Source organism: Microbacterium sp. PI-1, from assembly GCF_004337555.1.
Classification (GTDB): domain Bacteria; phylum Actinomycetota; class Actinomycetes; order Actinomycetales; family Microbacteriaceae; genus Microbacterium; species Microbacterium aurugineum.
This window is the reverse complement of record NZ_SJYZ01000003.1, coordinates 258,669-276,285: the sequence shown is the minus strand read 5'-3', so window position 1 is coordinate 276,285 and position 17,617 is coordinate 258,669. Positions and strand designations below refer to the sequence as shown.

The window sequence follows — 17,617 nt, the reverse complement described above, 5'->3', positions numbered from 1 at the left end:
GGATGCACCACACGCGGGGGCGGGGGCGGGCCGGGGCGGGCCGGGGCGGGGCGGGGGGGTCAGTAGCCCGCGAAGGCGTCGGTCGTGAGGCTGCGAGCCTTCTGCAACGCGGGGGCGAGGTCGGCGATCAGCCGCGGCGGGCCCGAGATGAAGGCGTGGCGCGTGCCGAGGTCGGCGACCGTGCGCTCCAGGATCTCCGCATCCAGGCGCGCTCCCTGCGCCCAGGCCCAGTGCGCGGGCAGATCCGTGGGCTCGTCGCGGGTGAACACGACCGTGCGCACGCCGGTCGCGGCGAGCTCGTCGCGGAACGCGAGCTCGGAGGCCTGGGACGCCACGTAGACGAGCACCACATCGCGCTGCTGCCCCGTGGCCCGCAGCTGACGCAACTGCGACACGAACGGCGTCACCCCGATGCCCGCCGCCACCATCAGCACCGGACTGTCTCCGCGCGGCAGGATGAAGTCGCCCCAGGTGCCGGTGACCGCGAAAGTCGCTCCGGGCTCTGCCTCGGCCAAGGCGCGCTTGTAGCTCGAGGGATGCTTCTGGTCACCGTTCTTGTACGCGATGCGCAGCGTCGGCAGATCAGCCGGGGCGGACACGATGCTGAACTCCCGCCGGGTTCCACGGGCATCGGGACGGCGGTGCGGAACGTCGAGCTCGAGATACTGGCCGGGGAGGAAACGCACCCGCCCCTTCGCCCGGAAGGTGAGCTCCTGAGCGGTCGGGGTGACGAACGCACGACGCTCGAGCACCAGCCGCACCGAACCGCGGAGGGCGAAGACGAAGGCCACGAGGTTGCCGATGAGCAGCGCGCGCTCCTGCCCGAGGGTGAAGAGACCAGCCACCGAGATCGGCCAGCCGGCGAGCACGCCCACGACGACGGCCACGACGAGCTGCTGGCGACGCCGAGGCGGGAGGGTCAGCGGCTCGGAGAGCATGAACGCACCGAGGAACAGGAAGGGCGACTGCAGCACGGCGAACTGCAGTGCGGTCGACAGTTCGAATCCGATGTCGAACTGCGTGGCCTGCACCGCCTGGCGCACCACCGAGGTCGCCACCGCGACGAACAGGAAGACCAGCACCACACGCACCTTCTCGGTGCGCCACAGCACCGCGAGGCCCAGCACCGCCACGGGGATCGTCAGCACCGGCGTCCCCACCCACCACGACGAGGAGGTGCCCAACCACTCGAAGGCTCCGAAGGCTCCCAGGATCGAGACCACGGCCGCACCGAACGCAGCGGGGTTGAAGATGTGTCGGCCGCGCCACGCGATCAGGTACTTCGACACGCTCGCGACGGCTCCGGCGAGGGCGAGCCCCAGCAGAGCGCCGGGGGCGAGGCCGGGGCGGAGCACGAACAGCAGGATCAGGGCGGTGACGAGCGACGATTCGATACGCCACGGGAGGCGGAGGATGCGCTGAGCCACGGCGTCGACCGCGGAGATGACGACCGCCAGCACCAGGAAGGACGCCACCAGCTCCCCCGGTGCCGGTGAGACGATGACCCCGAGCAGCGACAGCACGAAGGCCATGACCGCGAGCGCGATGAGCGCGAAGAGCACGAGGCGGTACATCGACAGGGAACCCAGCACCGCGAGGACCCGTTGGCGTGCGGCGGCGAATGACGTGATCACGGTGTCCACTCTTCCCTAATTCGTCGCTGCAGGGCGCTTCTTCGCGGTGACGAGGAACAGCTCCGCCGGGCATCCGGGTGAGCGCTGCACCGAGCCGTCGGTGCTCATGCGGACCCATTCCACACCCCAGCCCGCGGCGAGTTCGGGGCCGCCGTCGAAGAAGAGCGCGGTGGCGACCGCATCCGCCGTCATCGCGTCCGCAGCCAGCGCCCAGGTCGCCGCCCAGGTGCGCACCGGGAGGCCCGTCCGGGCATCGAGGACATGGTGCAGCCCGCTCCCCCACGCCCGCCGGTTCACGGCCGAGGCACACAGCGCCTGGTCCTTCACCTCGACGACCCCGATCGCCTTCCGTGCGTCGTAGGGATGCTCCAGACCGATCCGCACCCCCGCACCGCGGACCCGGATGTCGCCGCCGGCGTCGACCACCACATCGCCGGGCACGGTCGACAGGGTGCCCATCACGAGATCGACCAGGCGCCCCTTGCCGAGTGCCCCGACGTCGAGGAGGGCGGGGACGGATGCGGTGGCCGCGCCCGGCGTCCAGGTCACGTGTCGCTGCCAGTCACCCGGAGCGCGCACCGGATCGCCGGCCACGAGCGAATACCCGGCATCGTACCCGAGCGCGCTGAGGCTGTCGGCCACGAGCGGGTTCACCGCTCCCCCGGTCGCCCGGGAGAGCTCCCCGTACGCCTCGAGCATCGGACCGGCATCGGCCGAGACGAGCGTTCCCCCCTCGCGCCCCAGCCGCATGACCTCCGAGTCATCACGGAAGCGGGACCACTCGCGGTCGAATCGTGCGATCACGGCCGAGACCTCGACGCGCTCGGCGTCCGGGAGCGGATCGCCGGTCTCGATCTCCCAGTGCGTTCCGATCGCCTCGAAGCGCCAGGTCGCCATGGGCGTCAGGCGCCTAGGCGGCCGCCTGCTCCTTGATCGACGCGACGGCCTCGTTGAACCCGCCACTGGTGAGCGAGGAACCGGCGACGCGACTCACGTTCAACTCGTCGAGCGCGACGCCCTCGACCTCGTCCGCGATTCCGGCGATGAACTGGCCCTGGTACTGCTCGGTCTCAGGCGCCTTCGGGTCACCCGTGACCTCGACGTCCGTCACGACGCCGTCCGCGAGGGTCAGGGTGACGGAGATCTGCTCGACCGTCTCGGGCGTCTGGTACGAACCGTCGGCCGTGTAGGTGCCATCGGCGTAGTCCCCCGTGGAATCGCCGCCGGAGGACGACGACGAACCGGTGTCGGCCGTCGCCCCACCGTCTGCCGGCGGCTCGGCGTCGGCAGTGCCGGAGCATCCGGCGAGGACGAAGAGCCCCGCGATCCCGAGGATCGCGGATCCCTTGCGGACAGAGGTCGGTACGGTCGTGCGGATCATGGTGTGGTCCTCCCGGCTCGGCGTCGGTCGACTCCGGTGGTCGACTCTTCGACCGTAAGCACCGTGGCTATGCGCGGGCTGTGCCACGACGATGCGTTACGCGTCGCCGCCGAACATGCTCGTCACCGAGCCGTCTTCGAAGACCTCGTGGATCGCGCGGGCGAGCAGCGGCGCGATCGGGAGGATCGTCAGCTTCTCCCACCGGCGCGACTCCGTGAGCGGGATCGTGTCGGTGATCACGACCTCGTCGATGGACGAGTCCTGCAAGCGCTCGGATGCCGGGTCGCTGAAGATCGCGTGGGTCGCAGCGACGATGACGCGGTGAGCGCCGTTCGCCTTGAGCGCCTGTGCGGCCTTGACGATCGTGCCGCCGGTGTCGATCATGTCGTCGACCAGGAGGCACGTGCGCCCCTCGACGGCACCGACGATCTCATGCACCGAGACCTGGTTGGCGACCTTGGGATCACGACGCTTGTGGATGATCGCGAGCGGGGCACCGAGACTGTCGGACCAGGTGTCTGCCACGCGCACACGCCCCATGTCCGGGGAGACGACGGTGAGGATCTCACGGTCCGCCGGCGACAGCGTGCGCTCGAAGTAGTCGAGGAGCACGGGCTTGGCGAACAGGTGGTCGACGGGACCGTCGAAGAAGCCCTGGATCTGCGCCGCGTGCAGGTCGACGCTCATGACACGGTCGGCGCCCGCGGTCTTCAGCAGGTCGGCGACGAGTCGGGCGCTGATCGGCTCACGGCCGCGACCCTTCTTGTCCTGACGCGAGTACGGATAGTAGGGGGCGACGACGGTGATGCGCTTGGCCGACGCGCGCTTGGCCGCGTCGATCATGATCAGCGTCTCCATGAGCCACTCGTTGACCGGCTCGCCGAACGTCTGGATGAGGAAGAGATCCACTCCACGGATCGACACCTCGAAGCGGGCGTAGATCTCACCCGATGCGAACGTGCGGTGCTCGACCGGCGCGATCTCGGTGCCGAGCGCCTCGGCGACGGCTGCGGTGAGCTCGGGGTGCGAGCGGCCACCGGCGACGACGAGCCGCTTCTTGGTCTTGGCGATGATCCCCGGTGCCACGCCGTTGTCGCGATCCAGATCGACCGTCTTCTTCTTGCGCGCCATGTCCGCCTATTCCGCTGAATTCTCGCGGGACGCAGCATCCGCCGCGCCCGTGCCTGCTCTGTTCTTCTCGACCCAGCCCTCGATGTTGCGCTGGGGGGCGACGCTCATGGCCAGCGCGCCGGCGGGGACGTCCTTGCGGACGACGGCGCCTGCACCGGTCTTCGCACCGGCTCCCAGCCTAACGGGCGCCACGAGCACCGTGTGCGACCCGGTGTGCACCTCGTCGCCGATCTCGGTCCGGTGCTTGTTGACGTCGTCGTAGTTGGCGGTGATCGTGCTCGCGCCGAGGTTCACGCCGCGTCCGATCGTGGCGTCGCCCACGTAGGAGAGATGGGGCACCTTGCTGCCTTCGCCGATCTCGGCGTTCTTGGTCTCGACGTACGCGCCGATCTTGCCCTTGGCGCCCAGGACCGTGCCGGGGCGGAGGAAGGAGAACGGGCCCACCGTCGCTTCGGCGCCGATCACCGCGAGCGTGGCGTCCGTGCGGCGGACGACCGCATCCTCGCCGACCTCGCAACCGACCAGAGTCGTGTCTGGACCGATGACCGCGCCGGAGGCGATCGCCGTAGCCCGCAGGATCTGGGTGTTGGGGAGGATCGTGACGTCGGGCGAGAGCGTCGCATCGTCATCGATCCAGGTCGTGGCCGGGTCGATCACGGTGACGCCTTCGAGCTGCCAGCGGCGCACGATGCGCTGATTGAGCAGACGGCCGACCTCGGCGAGCTGGGCGCGATCGTTGACGCCGAAGGTGACGGAGATGTCGGAGACGACCGAGGCCGCCACCCGATCGCCGTCGCGGCGGAGCAGTCCGGGGACATCGGTCAGGTACATCTCGCCCTGGGCGTTGTCGACGCCGACCCGAGGGAGGTAGTCCCGCAGCGTCGCAGCGCGGAACACGTACATCCCGGCGTTGATCTCGCGGACGGCGGCCTCTTCGGCGTTCGCGTCCTTCTGCTCCACGATGCGGTCGACTCCCCCGTCGGCATCGCGCACGACGCGGCCGTAGCCGGTCGGGTCGTCGACCAGTGCGGTCATCAGCGTGGCCGGCGCACCGGAGGCACGGTGCTCCGCCAGGAAGGCGGAGAGCGTCTCTGCATCCGCCAGCGGGCAGTCGCCGGAGAGGACGAGCACATCGCCGTCGAAGTCGGCGGGGAGAGCGTCGACGGCCACCTGCACAGCGCGTCCGGTGCCGGGGATGTCGTCCTGGTCGACGAACACCACACCGGGGTAGTCCTCGGTCAGGGCGGCGACGACCTGGTCGCGCTCGTGCCGCACGACGACCTCGACGTGCGCGGCCTGCAGCCGTCCGGCGGTGGTGAGCACGTGCCCGACGAGCGGGCGTCCGCTGATCGGATGCAGCACCTTCGGGAGGCGCGACTTCATTCGGGTGCCCTGGCCCGCGGCCAGGACGATGATGGCGAGGTTGTTCCCAGTCATGCTCCGCCGCCAGGACTCGAACCTAGACCTCACAGCTCCAAAGGCTGTCGTGCTGCCATTACACCACGGCGGACCGCGCCGTCCCGAGGACGCCACCGGTCAAGTCTGCCATGCTCCGGCCCCGGATCCGCTGACACGCCCCCTGTCATCCTTCCGAAACACCGCTCTGGGATGCTGGTGTCATGAGCATGTCGATCGAACGGGTGGTGGGTGCACGCCCCGACCTCGCCGAGTTCCTGGTCGCCCATCACGCCGAGCTGGAGCACACCGCGCCGGCGGAGAGCCGCCATGCACTGGCGTTCGAGAGTCTGCTCGCCCCGGGCGTGCGCTTGTTCGCCGGGCGCCTCGACGGCCGCCCTGTCGCCACCGGTGCTCTGGCGGCCGTCGACGACGGGCATGAGGAGATCAAGTCGATGCGCACCGACCCCGCTCTGCGCGGACGCGGTCTCGGTCGCACCATGCTCGCGTTCCTCCTGGCTGACGCCGAGGCCCGCGGCATCCGCCGGGTCTCGCTCGAAACCGGGAGTGCGGAGTTCTTCGTGCCGGCGCGCGCGCTGTACGCCGCGGCCGGCTTCCGCGTGTGCGGGCCGTTCGGAACCTACGTGCTCGACCCGCACAGCACCTTCATGGCGGTCGACCTGCCCGCAGCGTCCGGGCTCACCTCTCCGCACGCGCGATAATGGGCGGATGAGCGAGGTGGATGAGGTCGACCGGATCGTCGGCGCGTGGAACACGCAACGGCCGGACCTCGACTTCTCCCCCCTTGAGGTCCTGTCGCGGATGGACCGGCTGTCGAAGCACCTGGACCGCGCACGGCGTGAGGTCTTCCGCCGCAGCGACCTCGAGCACTGGGAATGGGACGTGCTGTCCGCACTGCGCCGGGCTGGTGCCCCGTTCCAGCTCTCCCCCAAGCAGCTCCTGCAGCAGACGCTGGTGTCGAGCGGCACGATGACGAACCGGATCGACCGCCTGGTCGGGCGTCGCTTCGTTCGCCGGGAGGCCGACCCCGGGGACGGACGCAGCGTGCTGGTGACCCTCACCGACGACGGCCGGATCCGCGTGGATGCCGCCATCACGCGTCTCGTCGATGTGGAGGCCGATCTTCTGCAGGCTCTCTCCCGGTCGGACCGTGAGCGTCTCGCCGGGCTCCTGCGCAAACTGAGCCTGAGCTTCGACTCGTGACCGGAGGCAGCTGATGGGCATGCCCTCTCCCCTCCCCGTCCGCGACGGCGTGGGCGCGACGCGGCTGCACGTGCCGCTCACCGGCCCGTGGCCGACGGCTGCCGCCTACATGGTCGAGCGCTTCTTCCACCTCGACCCGGAGCGACTGCTCGAGCGTTTCGACCGCGGCGACATCGTGCGTGCCGACGGCTCTCCCGTCCCGCGTGATGCGCCGCTGGGCAGCGTCGAGTTCGTCTGGTACTACCGCGAGCCCGCCGTCGAGACACGGATCCCGTTCGAGATCGAGATCCTGCATCAGGACGACCATCTCGTCGTCGTCGACAAGCCGCATTTCCTGCCCACGACCCCCGGCGGGAAGTTCCTGCAGAATTCCGCGCTGGTCCGACTGCGCAACCTGCTCGACAACCCCGACCTGGCCCCCATCCATCGACTCGATCGGGCCACAGCCGGGCTGCTGATGTTCGCGACACGTCCGGCGACGCGCGGCGCGTACCAGCTGCTGTTCGAGAACCGGCAGGTGCAGAAGGTGTACGAAGCCGTGTCCGCACGCCCCGCGAGCGGGACGCTCCCCTCGTTCCCCGTGGTCTACCGCAACAACATCGTGAAGGCGCGCGGTCAGGTGCGCGTGCAGGTCGACGACACGAAGGAGCCGAACTCCGAAACGCTCGTCGAGCTCATCGACAGCGACGAGCGCGTCGTGCACACCCTCCTCCGCCCGCACAGCGGCAAGATGCACCAACTGCGTGTGCATCTCGCCGCCCTCGGCATCGGCATCCTGAACGATCGGTTCTACCCCGATCTTCTCGACGATCTGCCGGACGACTTCGAGCGTCCGCTGCAGCTGCTCGCGCGCGAACTGCGCTTCGTCGATCCGCTCACCGGCACGGAGCGGGTGTTCCGCACGCGCCGCGCGCTGCAGCACGCTCCCCGCACCGGCGCTCCCGTCAGCGACGCATGACCTTGCGCGCGAGCCGCGTGCCGAGCATCTGCACGAGGTGCACGAACACCACGATCAGGACGATCGCCACCCACATCACGACCGGTTCGAACTGCCGGAACCCGTAGATCTGGGCGAACGCGCCGAGACCGCCGCCGCCGATCAGTCCGGCCATCGCCGTCATGTCGATGAGCGCGACCACGATGAACGTGTAGCCGAGGATCAGCGGGCCGAGCGACTCGGGGATCGCCACGGTGAAGAGGATGCGCCAGGGACCGGCGCCCATCGAGCGGGCGGCTTCGATCACGCCGGGCGAGACCGAGACGAGGTGCTGCTCGACGATGCGGCCGATCGCGAAGGCGGCGGCGAGAGCGATCATGAACGCGCCGGCGGTGGTGCCGATCCCCGTGCCGACGACCGCACGCGCGAACGGCTGAGCGACGGCCACGAAGAGGACGAACGGGATCGGGCGGAAGAAGTTCACCCCGAGGTTGGCGATGAGCGCGACCGGCTTGTTCTGCGCGAGTCCGCCGGGGCGGGTGACGTAGAGGATGACGCCGATCGCCAGGCCCAGGATGCCGCCGAGGACGAGCGCGAACGTCGTCATGTAGAGCGTTTCGAGCGCGGCCTTCCACAGCTCGGGCCACAGTTCGTTCAAGCGAGCCATCAGCGGGTCTCCTCTCCGGCGATCTCGGTGACTTCGACGCGCTGCGCGATCTCGGCCAGCGTGCGATCGATCACGGCGTCGTCACCACGGATCGCGAGCGTGAGGTGTCCGAACGCGCGCCCGCGGATGTCGTTGATCCCTCCGTACACGAGCTCGAAGTCGAGCCCGGCACCGGCGAGATCGAGGAAGACCTGAGCCTGTGAGGAGTCGCCGTCACGGAACGAGAACGTGACCAGGCGCCCCTGATGCCGCTCGCGCAGGACGGCGCGCTCGGACGGCGAGGGCACGCCCTTCACCACCGTCCCGACGAACCGTTGCGACGCCGGGTTCTGCGGCGAGGAGAAGACGTCGAACACGTCGCCCTGTTCGATCACGCGGCCGTTCTCCATCACGGCCACCTTCGTCGCGATCGTCTGGATCACATCCATCTCGTGCGTGATGACGACGATCGTGACGCCCTGCTCCCTGTTGACCCGTTGGAGCAGGTCGAGCACCTCGTGAGTGGTCTGGGGGTCGAGAGCGCTGGTGGCCTCGTCGGCGAGCAGGATCGCGGGGCCCGTGGCGAGAGCGCGGGCGATGCCGACGCGCTGCTTCTGCCCGCCGGAGAGCTGCTCGGGGTAGGCCTTGGCCTTGTCGGCGAGGCCCACGAAGCGGAGCAGTTCGGCGACGCGCTTCTCGATGTCGGGCTTCGACCACCCGGCGAGCGTGAGCGGGTAGGCGATGTTGGCCTTGACCGTTCGCGAGGAGAACAGGTTGAACTGCTGGAAGATCATGCCGATCCCGCCGCGGACCGTGCGCAGCTGGCGCTCGGTGAGCGCGGTGATGTCGACGCCGTCCACCGTGATGGTGCCACTCGTGGCCGGTTCGAGCGCGTTGATCAGACGCACGAGCGTGGACTTGCCCGCCCCGGAATAGCCGATGATGCCGAAGACGTCGCCCTTCTCGATGGAGAGGGAGACGTCGTCCACGGCGACGACTTCGGCGCCCTCACGGGTGCGCGGCGGATAGGTCTTGGAGACGTTCGTCAGAGTGACGATCGACATGTGCTGCTCCGGTCCCGGTCCTACTTCTTGTCCGCGGCGTCTTGCTGAACCTTCTTCAGTGAGGCGACCAGATCCTCCACCGGCGTCTGCAGCGCCACCGCGGTGCCACCGGAGGAGTCGAGCAGACCCTTCTGCACGGCCTCGTTCGTCTGGAAGATCTCGACCAGCGTGCGGTACGTCTCGTTGTCGGCGTCTTCGGCGCGGGCCGCGAACACGTTCACGTACGGAAGGGCACTGGCGTCTTCGGGGTCATCCTGCGCGATCGCGTCATCGAACGTGAGACCTGCGTCCTGCACGAAGTCGTTGTTGATGATCGCGGCGGCCACGTCCGGGAGCGAGGTCGGGATGAGCGCGGCCTCGAGCGCCGTGACCTCGACCTTGGACTTGCCGGTGTCGACGTCGGCGAGGTCCGAGTACGGTGTTCCACCGCTCTTGAGCTCGACGAGGCCGGCCTGCTGCAGCACGTTCAGCGCACGGGCTTGGTTGGAGGCGTCGTTCGGAACCGCGACCGTCTCCCCCTCGGGGATGCTGTCGACGTCGTCGTACTTCGTCGAGTACAGGCCGAGCGGGTAGATCGCGGTCGAGCCGATCGGGGTCAGGTCGGAGCCCGAGGCGTTGTTGTACTCGGCGAGGTAGACGATGTGCTGGAACTGGTTGAGGTCGATCTCCCCCTCGGTCAGCGCGGGGTTCGGCTGCTCGTAGGAACCGAAGTCGACCAGCTCGACTGTGATGCCCTCTTCAGCCGCGGCGTCGACGAACGCCGGCCACTGCTCGTCGCTCTTGCCGACGACACCGATCTTGACGACCTCGTTCCCGGACGATCCCTCGCCCCCGGAACCGGCGTCGGAAGACGCCGTGGCGCAGCCGGAGAGCGCGACGAAGAGCGGAACGGCGGCGAGCGCGGCGAGGATGGTGGTGGTGCGGCGAGACATGCGAGAGGAGTTCCTTCCTGGTGGGACTCGCCTACGTTAGACAGGCCTCCCGCCGCGCGCGGAATCGGTCCGTCACACGGCGTCACGAGCGGGTGCCGCCCGGCTCAGTCGAACTCCTCGATGCCCTGCAGCCGCACCTGCTCGAGGTCGAGGCGGGCGGAGATCCGGCGCACCACGACGTCATCGACGGTGCCGGCACCGCGAAGCCCCAGCAGCACCTCGCGCTTCCGGTCGAGGAGGGCGAGCTTGAGCCGCGTGTGCTCCTCGTGCCGGACCAGCGGCGAGCGCTGTGCGATGTCGACGTCGGTCGAGGTCGCGATCATCTGCAGGACCGTGCCGTCGGGCGGGTCGGCCTGATCCACCCCGGTATCGGCGACGCTCGGAGGTGTGGCGGTGCCGGCACCCAGCGGGTCCGGCTCCCCCAGCATCTCGTCGAGGGCGTCGGCTTCCGCATCCACCAGCGCCTGTTCCCGTGCCAGGGCACGCGCATTCGCGAACTCGAGCATCTGATACCCCTCGGAGCGCACGCGGTCGCGCACCTCCTGCCCCACGCCGTGTTCGGCGGCGAGGTCGTCGAGAGCGGCCAGGGCGGCCCCGGAGATCGCGCGCTCGGCGAGCTCGTACTCCTCGTCCTCGACGTGGTCGGCCGGGAAGCGGGCCCAGCGCACGATCGCGGGCAGGAACGGGCCTTGGACGAGCAGGCTCAGCAGGATGACACCAGCGGTGACGAACACGATCTCATCGCGTCCGTTCAGAGCGCCGCCTTCGGTGATGCTCGCCGGCACGGACAAGGCGATGGCGAGAGACACCGCCCCGCGCATCCCCGCCAGAGTGGACACGACCCGCGCCCGAGATCGTGCGCCCCTCGCGGGTCGAGGATCGGTCCGCCGCTGGAACGGCACGTTCAGCAGCTGGAAGAGGTATCGCACGACCAGGAGTGTCGCCCAGACCGCGAGCGTGATGAGCACGAGGCGGCCGATCGCCGCGGCCGAGATCTCATGCACGACGTATTGCACTTCGAGTCCGATCAGGACGAACAGCGCACCGTTGAGCAGGAAGACTCCGAACGGCCAGGCCGCATCAGCCTGGCGACGGGAGGAGGCGGTCGTGACCCGCGGCGACACGTAAGCGACGATGAGTCCGGCGACGACGACCGCGAGCACACCCGAGGCGTGCACCGTCTCGGCGAGGAGGAACGCCGTGAACGGGATCAGCAGCAGCGCGACGTTGATCACGATCGTCGAGGCCGTGCGGCGCAGCAGCAGGTAGCCGAGAGCGGCGACCACGGCACCGGCCGCGATCCCCCCGACATACGAGATCAGCAGATCGACGGTCACCGACAGCGGCGTGATCTGACCGCCGAGCGCGAGCGACACCGCGATCGCGTAGAGCACCAGAGCCGTGCCGTCGTTGGTCAGGCTCTCCGCTTTGAGCTTCATGAACATGCGTCGTGGGAGGAGGCGCCCGAGGGCGGCGACGGCCGTGGCGTCGGGCGGAGCGACGGCGGCACCCAGGATGAGCGCGATCTCCCACGGCATCCCGAACAGCACCCCGATGCCGGCCACGGCGAAGGCCGAGGCGACGACCAGCACGGTGCTCATCGGCAGGATGTAGCGGAAGTCGCGGCGGATCGACCGCAATGAGGTCGTCAGGCTCTCCCAGAACAGCATCACCGGGAGGAACAGCAGGAGCACCGTCTCCGGTGGCAGCTGCACCTCGCGCAGCGGTGGCACGAAACCGAGGAGCAGCCCGAAGATGACCAGGACGAGGGGCAGCGCGAGACGCACGCGCGGGGCGATCAGGGTTCCGACGAGAATCGTGAGTCCGAGCAGGACCGTTACTTCGAGGCCTTCCATCCCTACCTCCCAACAGCGGTGAGAGAAGGATATTCCTCCGTCAGCCGATCTCCTCGGTGAGTTCGAACCAGCGCAGCTCCAGCTCCTCGATCTCGGCCTGCTGCTCGCTGATCTTCTTCATCCGCTCGCCGAGGCCCTCGTAGTCGGACTGGTCGTGGTCGGCCAGCGCGGTCTTGGCGGCGTTGACCTGCTGCGTGAGCTTCTGGATGCGCCGCTCGAGGGCCGACACCTCCTTCTGCGCCGTGCGCAGGGCCGCGCCGTCGAGACCTTTGGAGGTGGCGGCGGTCGTCGCGGTCGCTGCGGCCGTGGCGGTCTGCTTCGGTCCGGTCGAAGACTGGAGGTGGCGCAGCCGCAGGTACTCGTCGACCCCTCCGGGCAGGTGCCGCAGATGCCCGTCCAGGATCGCATACTGCTGGTCGGTGACGCGTTCCAGGAAGTAGCGGTCGTGGCTGACGACCAGGAGCGTTCCCGACCAGGAGTCGAGGAGGTCCTCGATCGCGGCGAGCATGTCGGTGTCGAGGTCGTTGGTCGGCTCGTCGAGGATCAGCACGTTCGGCTGGTCGAGCAGCACGAGCAGGAGCTGCAGGCGACGCTGCTGCCCACCCGAGAGGTCTTTGACCGGAGTGGAGAGCTGGGCCGAATCGAAGCCGAGCCGCTCGAGCAGCTGACCGGGAGTGAGGTCCTGCGCCTTGGAGCCCGCTCCCATCGTGTAGGAGGTGCGCAGCCCGGAGATGATCACGCGCACCGGGTCGTTCCAGTGCTGGGTGAGCTCGTCGAGGCGCTGGGTGAGCGTCTGCACCTTCACGGTCTTGCCGCGCTTGACCCGACCGACGGTCGGTTCGACCGTGCCGGAGATGAGCCCGAGGAGCGTCGACTTGCCGGCGCCGTTGACACCGAGGATGCCCGTGCGCTCCCCCGGTGCGATGCGCCACTCGACGTCGCGCAGCACGACCTTCTCGCCGCCGTCCGCCGTCGGGTAGGTCACCCCGACGTCCAGCAGGTCGACCACGTCCTTGCCGAGGCGCGAGACCGCGAGCGACTGCAGCGACACCTTGTCGCGGATCTCGGGCACATCGGCGATCAGCTCGTTGGCCGCGTCGATGCGGAACTTCGGCTTGGCCGTGCGGGCGGGAGCGCCGCGACGGAGCCAGGCGAGCTCCTTCTTGGCGAGGTTCTGGCGCTTCGCCTCGGTTGCCGCCGCCATGCGGTCGCGTTCGACGCGCTGCAGAATGTATGCCGCGTAGCCGCCCTCGAAGGGCTCGACGATCCGGTCGTGCACTTCCCAGGTCTCGGTGCTGATCTCGTCGAGGAACCACCGGTCGTGCGTCACGACCATGAGGGCCCCGGCGTTCGGCGACCAGCGCTTCTTGAGATGCCCCGCGAGCCAGGTGATGGCCTCGACGTCGAGGTGGTTGGTCGGCTCATCCAGCGCGATGACGTCCCAGTCTCCGGTGAGGAGCTTGGCGAGCGACACCCGGCGCCGCTGACCACCGCTGAGGGAGCCGATCTCCGCATCCCAGGGCAGGTCGGTGAGCAGTCCTTCGATGACGTCGCGGATCCGCGCGTCGCCGGCCCACTCGTACTCCGGGGTGTCCCCGACCACTGCGGCGCTGATGGTCAGGTCGTCGGGGAGGGTGTCCGCCTGATCGAGCACACCGATGCGCGTGCCGCCGCGCACGGTGACGCGGCCCGAGTTCGGTTCCTTGATCCCCGCGAGCATGCCGAGAAGACTCGACTTGCCGTCGCCGTTGCGGCCGACGATGCCGATGCGATCACCCTCTTCGATGCCGAGGGTCACGGAGTCGAAGACGACCCTGGTCGGGTATTCGAGATGCAGGGCTTCAGCCCCGAGAAGATGTGCCATGTTCCTTCCAGGGTAGTCGCGCGCGGTCGGCGTGTTCTCCGACCGGCTCCCCGCGCTCTAAGATCGACGGGTGCCGAAGAGTCGCCGGGTGTTCTCCCTTCTGCTCGAGGATCGCAAGGCGAAGCTGGTGCAGTCGAGAAGGCGGCCCGGTCGCTACGAACTCAGCGTCGACGGAATCCCGCAGTCCGTCGTCTCGATGACCGACCCCACCGATCTCGAATACGACTACACGCAGCACATCGCCAGAGTGATGGATGCTGCCGCTGAGCCCGGTGCGCCGCTGTTCACCGTGCACCTGGGAGCCGGTGCCCTCACGCTGGCACGCTACGTCGAGGCCACGCGCGCCGGATCGCCGCAGCTCGTGGTCGAGTTCGAGCCCACTCTCTACGAGGCGGTGATCGCCGCGCTGCCGCTGTCTCCGGGCACCGATCTGCGCGTCATCTTCGGTGATGCGCGCGCGGTCGCGGACGCGGAGCTTGCCGGCGAGTGGATGGGTGCGCGGTTCACGGTCGTCGATCTCTGGGATGCCGCCGTCATCCGGCATCGCGTGGCCAGCCAGGAGTTCTATCGCCGTGTCGCCGCGCGCTCCGCAGCGGGGGGAGTCGTGGCGGTCAACCTGCTCGACGGACATCCCTTCGAGTACTCACGGCGACAGTCAGCCACCCTGCGCACGGTGTTCGACCATGTCGCCGTCGTCCTCGACGCAGAACCGAACGATGACGAAGGCCCGCTCGGCAACGTCGTCGTCTTCGCGAGCGATGAGCCGCTCGCCGTCGCGACGAACCCCGACCTCCTCGGCGTGCCGCACCCTCATACGCTCCACGGCGACGCACTGACCTCGTGGATCGCCGGCGCGCGCATCATGACCGACGCCGACGGCACGGACTCCCCCGACCCCGACGATCCGATCTGGGACTAGCACCGCCCGTTGATCGCGTTCGTCACCGTTTCGTGACCCCGGAGACGTGAATTTTGATCGAATGCATCTTCGAATGTCAGTGGTCGGTGATGGACTGAAGTCATGACCGCACTGCTCGACGCGACCGATTCCCAGATGGCGATGCTCGCCGATCTGGTCGCGTCGCTCGAGGCCGCGGAGAGCACTCTGAGCAGCATGCAGGCGGCCCGCGACGGCATGCTCGCGATGGCCGGACGCCTGGCCGTCGACATCGCCCGCGGCGCCGCCCACCCCGATCACGGCGACATGGCGATCCGCACGGTCGCTGCCGAGATCGGCGCGGCGCAGCCCCTGAGCGACCGCACGATCGAGCGCAAGATGGCCGAGGCCACGTGGCTCGTCGAGCGATTCCCGGCGGTATGGGAGGCACAGGGCGAAGGGCGCATCAGTGCCGCGCACTCCCGGGTCATCGTCGAGGCGGGCGCGCATCTCGACGAGGCTGCGCATCGCGCCGCCTACGCCGCGGAGGCCGTGGAGGTCGCCGTGACGGAATCCCCGAATCGGCTTCGGCGGATCGTGCGGCGTCTTGCCGAGCGGTTCCAGGAGCGCAGTCTCACCGAGCGGCATCGCGATGCCCACGAGCTGCGCCGCGTGTGGGTGAAGGACCTTGACGACGGGATGGCCGAGCTGGGGGCGCGCGGACCCGCGGTCCTCCTGCACGGCATGCTCGACCGGCTGTCGCAGATGGCGCATGCGGTGAAAGAGGAGAACGCGCGAGCGGCACAGGACGCTTCGGCCGCCGGACTCCCCGCCGACGACCGCACGGTCGATCAGTTGCGCGCCGATCTGCTCGCCGACCTCGTTCTCACAGGATCCCCCGCGGGCCATGACACGGCGGACAGCCTGCTGGGCGAGGTCCGCGCCCGCGTCGAGGTCACGGTGCCGGTGCTCACTCTGATGGACGATGACGCTCCGACGACCTCATCACCGGCCGAGCTCGACGGAACGATCCCCATCGACGTCACGACCGCTCGCACGCTGGCAGGTTCCGCGACCGGCTGGGACCGCGTGCTGACGCATCCGATCTCTGGCGAAATGCTCGCTGTCGACCGCTACCGCCCGAGTGAGCATCTCCGGCGGCATCTCCGCGCGCGGGACCAGCGGTGCCGGTTTCCCGGATGCGGGATCACGGCGCGCAAGTGCGACCTCGACCACAATCATGCGGCCTCGACCGGAGGGGCGACCGCCCACGGAAACCTTGCCGCCTTCTGCCGACGACATCACATGCTCAAACACCACTCCCCCTGGCACGTCGACCAGACCTCGGGCGGCGTGCTGGAGTGGACGAGCCCGACCGGTCGCACGTACATCGACCGGCCGCCTCCGCAGAACACGGTGACCTTCACGAGTGCCGATCCGGTGACCGCACCGTTCTGAGCGCCTCCCGGGCATGTGCACCGGTTGAACGACGAACCGCCCGGACCCGAGGGCCCGGACGGTTCGCGTATCCGTGAGGATGTGTGCCGTGCGAGTTACTGGTACGACTTCACGATCTCGAGGAGGCTCGGGACGTTGGCGTATGCCTCTGCCGCGTTCTCCTTGGTCACGATGATCGGGTCGAGCAGGTAAGCCGGAACGACCTTCACGCCGTTGTCGTACTGCTCGGTGTCGTTGACGTCGACCTCTTCACCCTTCTGGAGCTGGCCGACCATCTTGATCGACTGCTCGACGAGGAGCGTGGTGTCCTTGTTGATCGTGGAGTACTGGATGCCCTCCATGATCGACTTCACCGACTCGACCTCGGAGTCCTGACCCGTGACCACCGGGACCGGCTTTCCGGCTTGCTGCACCGAGGTGATGATGGCGCGAGCGAGCGTGTCGTTCGGCGAGAGGACGCCGTCGAGCGTCTCGGAGCTGTACGTCGAGGTGAGGATCGAGTCCATGCGACGCTGGGCGTTCTCGGCCTTCCAGCCCTCGGTCGCCGTCTGGGCGATCTCGGTCTGGCCGGAGACGACGTTGAGCGTGCCGTCGTCGATCTTCGGCTGGAGCACGTCCATCGCGCCGTTGAAGAACACAGCGGAGTTCGCGTCATCCGGCGAGCCCGAGAACAGCTCGATGTTGTACGGAGCCTCGTGTCCCGCACGCTCGGCGAGTCCATCGAGCAGAGCCTGGCCCTGCAGCTGACCGACCTTGAAGTTGTCGAACGCGACGTAGTAGTCGACGGCCTCCGTGTTCTCGATCAGACGGTCATAGGCGATGACGGTCACGCCCGCGTCACGAGCGGCCTCGACCTGCGTGGCGAGCTGCTTGCCGTCCTTCGCACCGATGATGATGACCTTGGCGCCACCGGTGACCATCGCCTGGATCTGGTTCTGCTGCTCCGCGACCGTGTTGCTGGCGGGCGCGTACTGCACGTCCGCCTTGAAGCCGGCCTTCTTGAGACCGTCCGTGAACAGCTGACCGGCGAGGACCCAGTTCTCCGAGGTCTTGTCCGGAAGGGCGACACCGATCGTGGCGTCAGCGGCGAAACCCTTGGCCTCGTCCCCCGATCCCGAGTCCGTGCCACCGCCGCGCTCCGAGGAGCAGCCGGTGAGGGCGAAGGCGCCCGCGACGACAAGCGCTGTCGCCGACAGAAGAATCTTCTTCATGTGATCT

At 68.7% G+C, this 17,617-nt stretch carries 16 protein-coding genes and 1 tRNA gene; 5 read left to right on the top strand and 12 right to left on the bottom strand.

The genetic code is table 11. The features are described 5' to 3' along the window. Positions 1 to 59: 59 nt before the first annotated feature. The 6 genes from E0W80_RS05220 to E0W80_RS05195 all read right to left on the bottom strand — a co-directional run bounded on the left by E0W80_RS05220 (position 60) and on the right by E0W80_RS05195 (position 5,656). Positions 60 to 1,634 carry an FAD-dependent oxidoreductase gene (locus E0W80_RS05220; RefSeq protein ID WP_131491579.1) on the bottom strand — a complete coding sequence of 525 codons (1,575 nt, stop codon included), beginning with the start codon at positions 1,632 to 1,634 and terminating at the stop codon, positions 60 to 62. A 15-nt stretch (positions 1,635 to 1,649) separates the two neighbouring features. After that, complete coding sequence (locus E0W80_RS05215; RefSeq protein WP_131491578.1) at positions 1,650 to 2,531, bottom strand: FAD:protein FMN transferase; 882 nt, start codon at positions 2,529 to 2,531, stop codon at positions 1,650 to 1,652. Between the two features lie 13 nt (positions 2,532 to 2,544). Further along, positions 2,545 to 3,015: a hypothetical protein gene (locus E0W80_RS05210; protein WP_047519211.1), complete on the bottom strand. Its 471-nt coding sequence runs from the start codon at positions 3,013 to 3,015 to the stop codon at positions 2,545 to 2,547. 96 nt (positions 3,016 to 3,111) lie between these two features. Next, the gene (locus tag E0W80_RS05205; protein ID WP_047519209.1) at positions 3,112 to 4,146 is read right to left on the bottom strand and encodes a ribose-phosphate diphosphokinase; all 1,035 of its coding nucleotides are present in this window, start codon (positions 4,144 to 4,146) and stop codon (positions 3,112 to 3,114) included. Between the two features lie 6 nt (positions 4,147 to 4,152). Further along, positions 4,153 to 5,583 carry a bifunctional UDP-N-acetylglucosamine diphosphorylase/glucosamine-1-phosphate N-acetyltransferase GlmU gene (glmU, locus tag E0W80_RS05200; RefSeq protein ID WP_131491577.1) on the bottom strand — a complete coding sequence of 477 codons (1,431 nt, stop codon included), beginning with the start codon at positions 5,581 to 5,583 and terminating at the stop codon, positions 4,153 to 4,155. Between the two features lies 1 nt (position 5,584). Next, positions 5,585 to 5,656 (bottom strand) — tRNA-Gln (locus E0W80_RS05195). Positions 5,657 to 5,765: 109 nt separating this feature from the next. Here E0W80_RS05195 and E0W80_RS05190 point away from each other — a divergent pair. Genes E0W80_RS05190 through E0W80_RS05180 form a run of 3 tightly spaced genes read left to right on the top strand, consistent with a single transcriptional unit; the run spans position 5,766 to position 7,723 of the window. Then, positions 5,766 to 6,263: a GNAT family N-acetyltransferase gene (locus E0W80_RS05190; protein ID WP_131491576.1), complete on the top strand. Its 498-nt coding sequence runs from the start codon at positions 5,766 to 5,768 to the stop codon at positions 6,261 to 6,263. A gap of 7 nt (positions 6,264 to 6,270) precedes the next feature. Then, entirely contained in the window at positions 6,271 to 6,765 is a 495-nt protein-coding gene (locus E0W80_RS05185; protein WP_047519203.1) for a MarR family transcriptional regulator, read from the top strand. 19 nt (positions 6,766 to 6,784) lie between these two features. Further along, positions 6,785 to 7,723 carry a pseudouridine synthase gene (locus E0W80_RS05180; RefSeq protein ID WP_205802305.1) on the top strand — a complete coding sequence of 313 codons (939 nt, stop codon included), beginning with the start codon at positions 6,785 to 6,787 and terminating at the stop codon, positions 7,721 to 7,723. Here E0W80_RS05180 and E0W80_RS05175 read toward each other — a convergent pair. The 5 genes from E0W80_RS05175 to E0W80_RS05155 form a co-directional block, all read right to left on the bottom strand. Beyond that, positions 7,710 to 8,369, bottom strand: a complete 660-nt coding sequence (locus E0W80_RS05175; RefSeq protein WP_131491574.1) for a methionine ABC transporter permease — start codon at positions 8,367 to 8,369, stop codon at positions 7,710 to 7,712. The genes E0W80_RS05180 and E0W80_RS05175 overlap by 14 nt on opposite strands. Further along, positions 8,369 to 9,412 carry a methionine ABC transporter ATP-binding protein gene (locus E0W80_RS05170; RefSeq protein WP_131491573.1) on the bottom strand — a complete coding sequence of 348 codons (1,044 nt, stop codon included), beginning with the start codon at positions 9,410 to 9,412 and terminating at the stop codon, positions 8,369 to 8,371. Before E0W80_RS05170 ends, E0W80_RS05175 begins: the two co-directional genes overlap by 1 nt. A 20-nt stretch (positions 9,413 to 9,432) precedes the next feature. Continuing rightward, on the bottom strand, positions 9,433 to 10,344 hold the full coding sequence (locus tag E0W80_RS05165; protein WP_131491572.1) for a MetQ/NlpA family ABC transporter substrate-binding protein: 912 nt from the start codon (positions 10,342 to 10,344) through the stop codon (positions 9,433 to 9,435). 104 nt (positions 10,345 to 10,448) lie between these two features. Beyond that, positions 10,449 to 12,200 (bottom strand): Na+/H+ antiporter, encoded by a 1,752-nt coding sequence (locus E0W80_RS05160; RefSeq protein ID WP_131491571.1) that lies wholly within the window; start codon positions 12,198 to 12,200, stop codon positions 10,449 to 10,451. 40 nt (positions 12,201 to 12,240) lie between these two features. Then, the gene (locus tag E0W80_RS05155) at positions 12,241 to 14,064 is read right to left on the bottom strand and encodes an ABC-F family ATP-binding cassette domain-containing protein (protein WP_131491570.1); all 1,824 of its coding nucleotides are present in this window, start codon (positions 14,062 to 14,064) and stop codon (positions 12,241 to 12,243) included. Between the two features lie 70 nt (positions 14,065 to 14,134). Between E0W80_RS05155 and E0W80_RS05150 the strand changes: the two genes are divergently transcribed. After that, positions 14,135 to 14,983, top strand: coding sequence for a fused MFS/spermidine synthase (locus tag E0W80_RS05150; RefSeq protein ID WP_131491569.1), 849 nt, complete (start codon positions 14,135 to 14,137; stop codon positions 14,981 to 14,983). Positions 14,984 to 15,085: 102 nt separating this feature from the next. Beyond that, complete coding sequence (locus E0W80_RS05145) at positions 15,086 to 16,399, top strand: HNH endonuclease signature motif containing protein (RefSeq protein ID WP_131491568.1); 1,314 nt, start codon at positions 15,086 to 15,088, stop codon at positions 16,397 to 16,399. Between the two features lie 95 nt (positions 16,400 to 16,494). Here E0W80_RS05145 and E0W80_RS05140 read toward each other — a convergent pair whose 3' ends face one another. Then, complete coding sequence (locus E0W80_RS05140) at positions 16,495 to 17,610, bottom strand: sugar-binding protein (RefSeq protein WP_131491567.1); 1,116 nt, start codon at positions 17,608 to 17,610, stop codon at positions 16,495 to 16,497. Positions 17,611 to 17,617 lie beyond the last annotated feature (7 nt).